Here is a 7,720-nt window from a genome sequence, read left to right as displayed (position 1 = left end):
TCTTCGATTTCTTATTTTTCATTTAACGATTACAGCCTTTATTAGTACTTTAGTAAGTCGCTTTTATTCTACCTACCAAGCACAAAAGGAGCAGTTAAAAACTTACACTAAAAATAACTATGCCTGCGCTAATAAACTAGCATCAACAACTTATACTCTTTAGAATCAGCAATGCAATAACCTGCCTATTCAACTAAAAATCATCTTGAAAAGACAATATTGTGGCGCATTTAGGTAGAGAAGAATTTGTATTTTTTTACCTAATAAGAACAGCAAAGTGCGCAAAATAGCGGAGCGATCACGTCAAACCGTTGAGTCTATAAATACGTAAACTATTGGATTTATAATAATTCCTATTGGCATTGCAACTTGGTCTGAGCGTAGTAACGAAATAGACCAAGTTTACAAATGTGCTGACAAAGTACTTTACCATGTTAATAAGTATGGTAGTGGTAAGTGCATTGTTGCTGATTAAAAGTGTGTTTCGATAGGAGAGTAATCAATTGCAACTTCTACATTGCTCACTGAGCTATAATTGTTTAGATCTTTAGATAATCCTGCAATATCAACATCCTTTTCAACAAGTAATGTGTAATTGTGAGCTGTCGATTTAACTAACTCATAATTATTTTTTAACTCATCAGGCAAAGAATCGGTATTTAATGTAATGGTAAGAGTACCTGTTACTACACCTTTTTGCTTTAAGTTCTGATTATAAATAACGTCGCCTTTAAATAACTGCTCAGAGTTAAAAATAAGCTTATCACCCGATGAATTTATGCTTTTAGATGCTTTTTTCATAATACCTTGACTACTTTCTTTTTTAGGAAAAATAGTGTCAGTTTTCTGGTTCTTAGATGGTTCTTTTATAATGATTTCTGCTGTTTTAGGTAGCGCCTGAGAGTTGTTAACCTCTGTTTTTTCACTGTTATTACATGCAGATAGTAATAAAGCTGCAATTATTGGCACTGAACTTATAAAAATTATTTTTTGCATTCGTTTACCTTTGTTTACTTTTCTCTAAATTTAAAGCTATTCAGCTTCATTCAAGTATGTATATTAACAACTTAACTATGTGTTTACATAAAATAATCAATTAAAAAACATTAAGTGCTTTAATATAATAAATACAAACAGGTGGATACATGTCTCAATTTAAATTAACAACTATTGCCATAGTTGTAGCATCAACATTAGCAGCAGGTGAGCTAACGGCCGCTGAACAAACCCGATTTTATGATGTAAGTGCTACAAATGCAGTTACTCAGGGTACTTCTTTAGCTGCTGTTCAGCAGAGAACCTTAGCCGAACGCGCCACTGTATCGGGTCAAAAATCTATTTACGATGCACAAATGGGTAAAGCAACATTTTTATGGCAAGCAATAGGTCAGCGTAAGCCTGACATGGCTTTAATCGCAGCTGATAACCGTAATCAATATGCTGCTGACTTTTATATTGAAACTTTAACAGGTATTAGTAATCGTAAAACAACAGCATCTTCTGCTGTTATGGTTGATTTATCAGAGCAAAAACGCGGTTCTATTAGTGCAAAATACAAGCAACAAGTAAACGGTGTTGAAGTTTTTAACCGCGAATACAACTTGTTAATGGATAAAGAGTACAACCTAGTAGCAAGCTCGGGTTATTTTGCTGATACGTCGTCATCTAAAAATAAACTTGCTGCATTAACGGGTTTTGTAAGCTCTGAGCAAAGTATAAAAAAAGCATTTAGTGAATTAGCAAATATTGATGTCTCACTTCGTAAAATTGGTAACGAGGGTGGATATGCAAAGTATGAGGCTAAATCATTAGATGACTCTAAGATTGTTTTAGGTACACCACGTGCAAAAGAAGTATTTTTTGAAGTTGCAGGCGAGCTTAAATCTGCTTACTACATTGAAGTAGAAGTAGCAGAAGTTGGCTCTTTAGAAAGTGACTACTTTAGTTATGTAGTAGATTCGAATAACAGCAAAGTATATTTTGCGAAAGATTTGAAATCTCATGCAGCTGACTTTAATTACCGTGTTTACGCTAACCAAGATGGCTACCCAATGGAAAGCCCGCACGGTGACGTAATTCCTGCAGATGGCCCAGGGCAAGTAGACGAGACTGAGATTTTAGACGCGCCAATGGTATCTCTATCTTACTACAGTAAACTAAGCACAATGGACCCATGGTTAGCTGATGATGCAACGACAACATCAGGTAATAACGTATTTGCTTACGCAGATGTGGTTGCACCTCAAGACTTTAGTGAAGGTGACTTTACTGCTGAAACAACAGCAGACTTCACATTTGACTACCCTTATAAAGTAGATGAAGTTGCAAATAGCTACGCAAACCGTAAAGCGGCTATTGTTAACTTGTTTTATATGAATAACTTTTTACATGATTTTTTCTATGATCATGGTTTTGATGAAACGTCAAATGTAGCTCAAGTATCTAACTTTGGTCGTGGCGGCGTAGAAGGTGACCCGATTGAAGCACAGGCTCAAGATAACTCAGGTCGTAATAACGCAAATATGTCTACGCCAGCTGATGGTGCTAGCCCACGTATGCAAATGTACTTGTACAACAGTAAAGATGCCGTTGTTGGTGTAGATTTTGGTATTACAGTAACTTCACATGACTCTTTAGGCCTTTTAGCTTCAACAAAAGAATCTGGCTTTGGTAAATACCAATTCAGTGATGTGGCTGCAGAAGTTGTTCGTTTAGATGATGGAAATACAGTAGATTCAACAAGTGTGAATGATGGTTGTGAGCCTGCTATAAATGCAGCTGAACTAGCGGGTAAAATTGCAATTGTAGACCGTGGCTCATGCTCATTTACAATTAAAGTAAAAAATGCACAAGATGCGGGTGCAATAGCAACTATCGTTGTTAATAATGACCCAGATACAGCAGAACCGGCACCAATGGGCGGTGAAGACGATACTGTAACTATTCCAAATATGGGTTTAAATTACGCTGATGGTCATGCAATGTATGACCTAATTGATGCTCGTGAAGTTGTTACTGTAAACATGTTTACCAAAGCAACATTAAAAGATGGTACGTTTGATAATGGTATTATTGCTCATGAATGGGGTCACTACATTAGTAACCGCTTAGTCGGTAATTCATCAGGCCTTATTAACTTCCAAGGCCGCGCAATGGGCGAAGGCTGGGGCGATTTCCACTCATTAATGTTTATCGCTAAAGAAAGCGATATAAATATCACAGGTAACGATAAGTTCCAAAAAGCATATGGTAGCGGCACATTTGTAGAAGACTTCTACTTCGGTATTCGTCGTCTTCCTTATTCAACTGATACAGATGTAAATGCATTATCGTTCCGACATATTACTGAAAATGCTGGTGCTGATATTGGTATTTCACCAACAAGCGTGGCTTCTCCTCATGCTGCCGGCGAAATTTGGGCAACTGTATTATGGGAAAACTACGTAACGCTTATTAACGAGCATGGCTTTAATGAAGCACAAACTCGAATGGCAGATTACTTAGTTGCAGGTTACAAATTAACACCTATAGCACCAACCTACACTGAAGCACGTGATGCTATTTTAGCTGCTGCCTATGCAGTAGACCCTGCTGATTACAAGTTAATGGTAGGCGCATTTGCTAAACGTGGTATGGGTCTTGGCGCAGTATCGCCAGATCGTTTCAGTGAAGACCTTACTGGTGTAGTTGAATCAGATAAAACACAGCTTTCTAGCTATGCTTTTGCAAGTGCTGACTTAAACAACATGTACAATGGTACAGAGCTTGGTTTTTGTACTAACGACAATATTTTAGATAAAGGCGAAACGAGTACGGTTAGCGTAACAATTACTAACCGTGGTAGTGAAGTACTTAGTGGTACAACAGCACAACTGACAGTTATAAGCGATCATGATGTAACATTTGAAAATGATGGCCTACTTACTTTTGGTGAAGTTCAACCGTACGAAGCAATAACAAGTAACGATATTAAAGTTACTTTGAACGAAGCGGGTACAGCTGAAACACTAGAAATTGAAGTCACATTCCCTGAAATTGAAACAGACGATGATATCGTTGAAGCGCTTGATCAAACACTTACGTTTGAAGTAAATATGGGCTTTAAGTCAGAAACGCCTGTTGGAGCTGTAGTTTCTGATGATATGGAAGTAGCAAGTTCATCACTATTAGATTTAAAAGAAAACGTAATGTTTGGTGGTGATTTAGCTGCTGGCACTCAAGTAATGGATAATAGTAGTAATATTGCATTCTTTGAACAAGGTGGCTTTGGCCTAGGCACACAAGCAATGCGCCTTGTAAATAATGGCTTCCAATCGGATGTAGCAGTAGAGAGTAAGTCATTCGAAGTCGGTTACTCTGGCGACTTTGAAATTTCATTCTGGCATTTCTATAGTATCGAGGAAAACTGGGATGGTGGTGTTGTAGAAGTTAGTGTTAATGGTGGTGACTGGGTTGATGCTACTGAAATTGGCGGCACATTTGATGTTGGCTATGACGCTGTTCTAATCGAAAACGATTCTCAAGAGCTTCAAGAACGTGAAACATACACAGGTAATAACGTACAAGATAGTGGCGCGTATGGTAATTATGAAACTATCAACTTTGGTGATGCTCTAAACGGCAACTTAGTAAAAGTACGCTTTAGAATTTCATCAGATGGCGCAGTAAGTGATTTAGGTTGGTGGATTGATAACCTAACTATGTCTAACGTTTTATCTCCTGTATTTTCAGAACTTGTAGCGGGTGATTCACTAGCATGTGATAACGCAGCTCCACTTGTTTTAGTCGAAAGCGCATCAGCGGAAATTACTGAATCTGCTACAGGAACAATTACAGCAACAGCGTCAGATCGCAATGGTCAAACACTAACTTATGCTTGGACTCAGGTTAGCGGTAGTGATGCTACGCTCACTGGTACTGATACAGCAACTTTGAGCTTCACACCTGCAGCTATTACTGCAGATGAAGAGCTTGTTTTTGAAGTTGCCGTAAGTGATGGTGTAACAACTGTGACTCAACAAAGTACTGTAATGGTAAAAAATGAAGCGGTAGCAACAGTGCCTGTAACAGAAGCAAAATCTAGCGGTGGTGGTAGTTTTGGCTTTATAGCTTTATTACTTACTCCATTAGTATGGTTTAATAGACGTCGTAAAAACGTTAGTAAATAAGTTTAAATAACATCCCGTCGTCTCTAAACACATGACGGCTTTAATGAAAGGCCAGTAGCTTTTGCTTCTGGCCTTTTTTATAAACTTAGTGTGATGTTTTTAGTCCTGACCTCATATTAACTTTTTCATGGCCATACACTTTGACTTATCTATTAGTCATATTGCCTTTTTATACGACATCAACAACTTATATCTTAAAGCTTAATAAACAACCTCGGTGCGTTCACTTAGTTGGCTAGAGTTTTACTGATTAAAGGATAAAAAATGGCAATACTGGAATATATTATTTATCACGCCATACCCTAACGCATAGTCGCTAAATTGAACAAACCAACTTAATTAAAAACACTTAAACGGGTATAATACCTAACTTCGTATAATACGCGCTGAATTTGAGTGCTTTGGAATGCAGCTTTGCTATATAAATTACTACCCGCTTTAAATTTAAGATTTCTTATATTGCTACTCGCATTCTCTGCAGCACTGAGCACATTGGTAGGGAGTTTTTATTCTACCTATCAGGTTCAAAAAGAGCAGTTAACATCATATACGCTAAAAAGTAATTTAGCCTATGCACAAAAATTAGCCTCCGCAACTGATAACTTTTTAAAGTCTGCGCTTCAGCAGCTTGAATACTCAGCTAAAATTATTGAGCAATCACCAAATAACTCCAAATTATTAAACGATGAAGCCATTCGTTTAAATCATCAAACGGATAGCTTTAACTCTGTTGTGATTAATTTACATGGTGTAGTTGCAGCGACGTCGCCTCACTTTGAAAGTTTAATAGGCCAACAAATACAGTCTCCAGGAGCAATAGAAGCACTAAAAGAAAAACGCCCATTAATTAGTGAGCCTTATTTATCGGCAGCTGATAATTTAATTGTTTTTATTTCGCACCCGCTATTTGATTCTGAAGGTAAGTATTTAGGTTATATTGGGGGCTCTCTTTATTTAAAAGAGAAAAATATTTTAAATGAGCTTTTAGAACAACATTACTACAAAGGTGGTTCGTACCTTTATGTTGTTAGCTCAAATAAGCGCATTTTATATCACCCAGAACCTGCCAGAATCGGCAACGTTATTGCTAACAATGCTGTGATTGACGCTGTTATAGATGGCGAAATAGGCACTTCAACGGTTATTAATAGCTTAAATAAGCCGATGCTCGCAGGCTACGCACCCATTACTTTATCTAAATGGGGAATAGTGGCGCAAAGACCATTAGAATCAACGCTCTCTTCGCTAGATACATTAACTATTGAAGTCATTAAACAAACAATACCTATGGCATTAGTCACATTTATTTTTATTGGTTTATTCGCACACTTTATAGCAAGGCCGCTAAAGCGATTAGCCGATAACGCAAATACACTCGATGATCCAAAAAGCTTAGAAAAACTTAAAAGCGTGAAGTCGTGGTATTTTGAAAGTCAAGAACTGAAGTTAGCGATGTTAAGAGAGGTTACTTTATTACAAGCACAAATAGGTGTGCTACGCCATGACTCACAAACAGATCCCTTAACAGATACGCATAACAGAAGAAGCTTAAACGGCCTACTTAACCAGCTTATGCTAAAGCAAACCCCATTCGCTATATTAGAAATTGATATCGACTTTTTTAAACGTGTTAACGATACTTTTGGACATGATAAAGGCGACGAAACTTTAGTTTCGCTAACAAATATAATTAAAAAACTATCAAGAAGAGACGACATAGTATCAAGAATCGGCGGTGAAGAATTTGTTCTTGTACTACCAAATGAAAACAGCCAAAGTGCCTATAAAATAGCAGAGCGTTTACGTAAAACAGTAGAATCGACAGAAATAAACACCATAGGAAAAATCACTATTTCTATAGGTATTGCGACCTGGCCTGAGCATAGTACTGATATTGCCCAAGTATATAAATGTGCCGATAAGGCGCTATACCATGCTAAAGAGCATGGTCGTAACCGATGCGTAGTGGCCGATATTAGCTAAGCGCAGCTTAGTTAAGTAATACACTGTATTACTTTAAATTGATAAATACTTTACAGAGAGTTTATTAAGCCAGCCATCTGCTTTTGATGGCTTGTAAATCATTACTATGCCTTTGCTATAGTGACTGTTAACCCCCTTTACAGTTATTTTTGTAAGCGCTAAGTCATCAATCAAAAAATTTGGTAAATACGCTAATGCCAAAGCAGTTTTACTACCAAACTAACTTTTTAAAACCCGTTATATGTTGAAAAATCACGACTAATAAAACACAAAAATGCATTTTCATTAGTAAAACTAACGCAGCAACAAGGCTTGGTAATTCATAAAATACAAAGTAAACCAAGCTATGACTCGTTAAGATTAGTGCCGCTTACTAAGGGGGAGTATAACGGGGAATTAGAATGCGACAGCGCAATAAATACAACGCTTGCAAGTAAGCTAACAGCATGTTTTAAAAACGCCCCAGCTATTTAGAAAACCAAGACTTTGCGATTAATTAATTTATAAATAACGGCGATTTTGGCTTTAAAAGTGCTGTTTATATAAAGTGTTAATGGGCATTAAGTATG

At 37.2% G+C, this 7,720-nt stretch carries 3 protein-coding genes; 2 read left to right on the top strand and 1 reads right to left on the bottom strand.

Going from position 1 to position 7,720, the window contains the following annotated elements; all coding sequences use genetic code 11:
* Window positions 1–471: 471 nt before the first annotated feature.
* Window positions 472–996: a hypothetical protein gene (locus GQR46_RS01695; RefSeq protein ID WP_024592711.1), complete on the bottom strand. Its 525-nt coding sequence runs from the start codon at window positions 994–996 to the stop codon at window positions 472–474.
* Between the two features lie 149 nt (window positions 997–1,145).
* Here GQR46_RS01695 and GQR46_RS01690 point away from each other — a divergent pair, with 149 nt between their 5' ends.
* A complete protein-coding gene (locus tag GQR46_RS01690; RefSeq protein ID WP_007583633.1) occupies window positions 1,146–5,168 on the top strand; it encodes a rhombosortase-dependent M36 family metallopeptidase in 4,023 nt (1,340 codons plus the stop codon).
* Between the two features lie 459 nt (window positions 5,169–5,627).
* Window positions 5,628–7,151, top strand: coding sequence for a sensor domain-containing diguanylate cyclase (locus GQR46_RS01685; RefSeq protein WP_165727926.1), 1,524 nt, complete (start codon window positions 5,628–5,630; stop codon window positions 7,149–7,151).
* Window positions 7,152–7,720 lie beyond the last annotated feature (569 nt).

This window comes from Pseudoalteromonas sp. Z1A6, from assembly GCF_011378745.1.
Classification (GTDB): domain Bacteria; phylum Pseudomonadota; class Gammaproteobacteria; order Enterobacterales; family Alteromonadaceae; genus Pseudoalteromonas; species Pseudoalteromonas arctica.
Note: the sequence above shows the minus strand (reverse complement) of the source record. Positions and strands in the feature narration are given on the sequence as shown.

Bases quoted from the DNA above. Each gene is read 5' to 3' on its own strand.
- GQR46_RS01695 (WP_024592711.1), bottom strand. From the start codon at position 996: ATGCAAAAAATAATTTTTATAAGTTCAGTGCCAATAATTGCAGCTTTA.
- GQR46_RS01690 (WP_007583633.1), top strand. From the start codon at position 1,146: ATGTCTCAATTTAAATTAACAACTATTGCCATAGTTGTAGCATCAACA.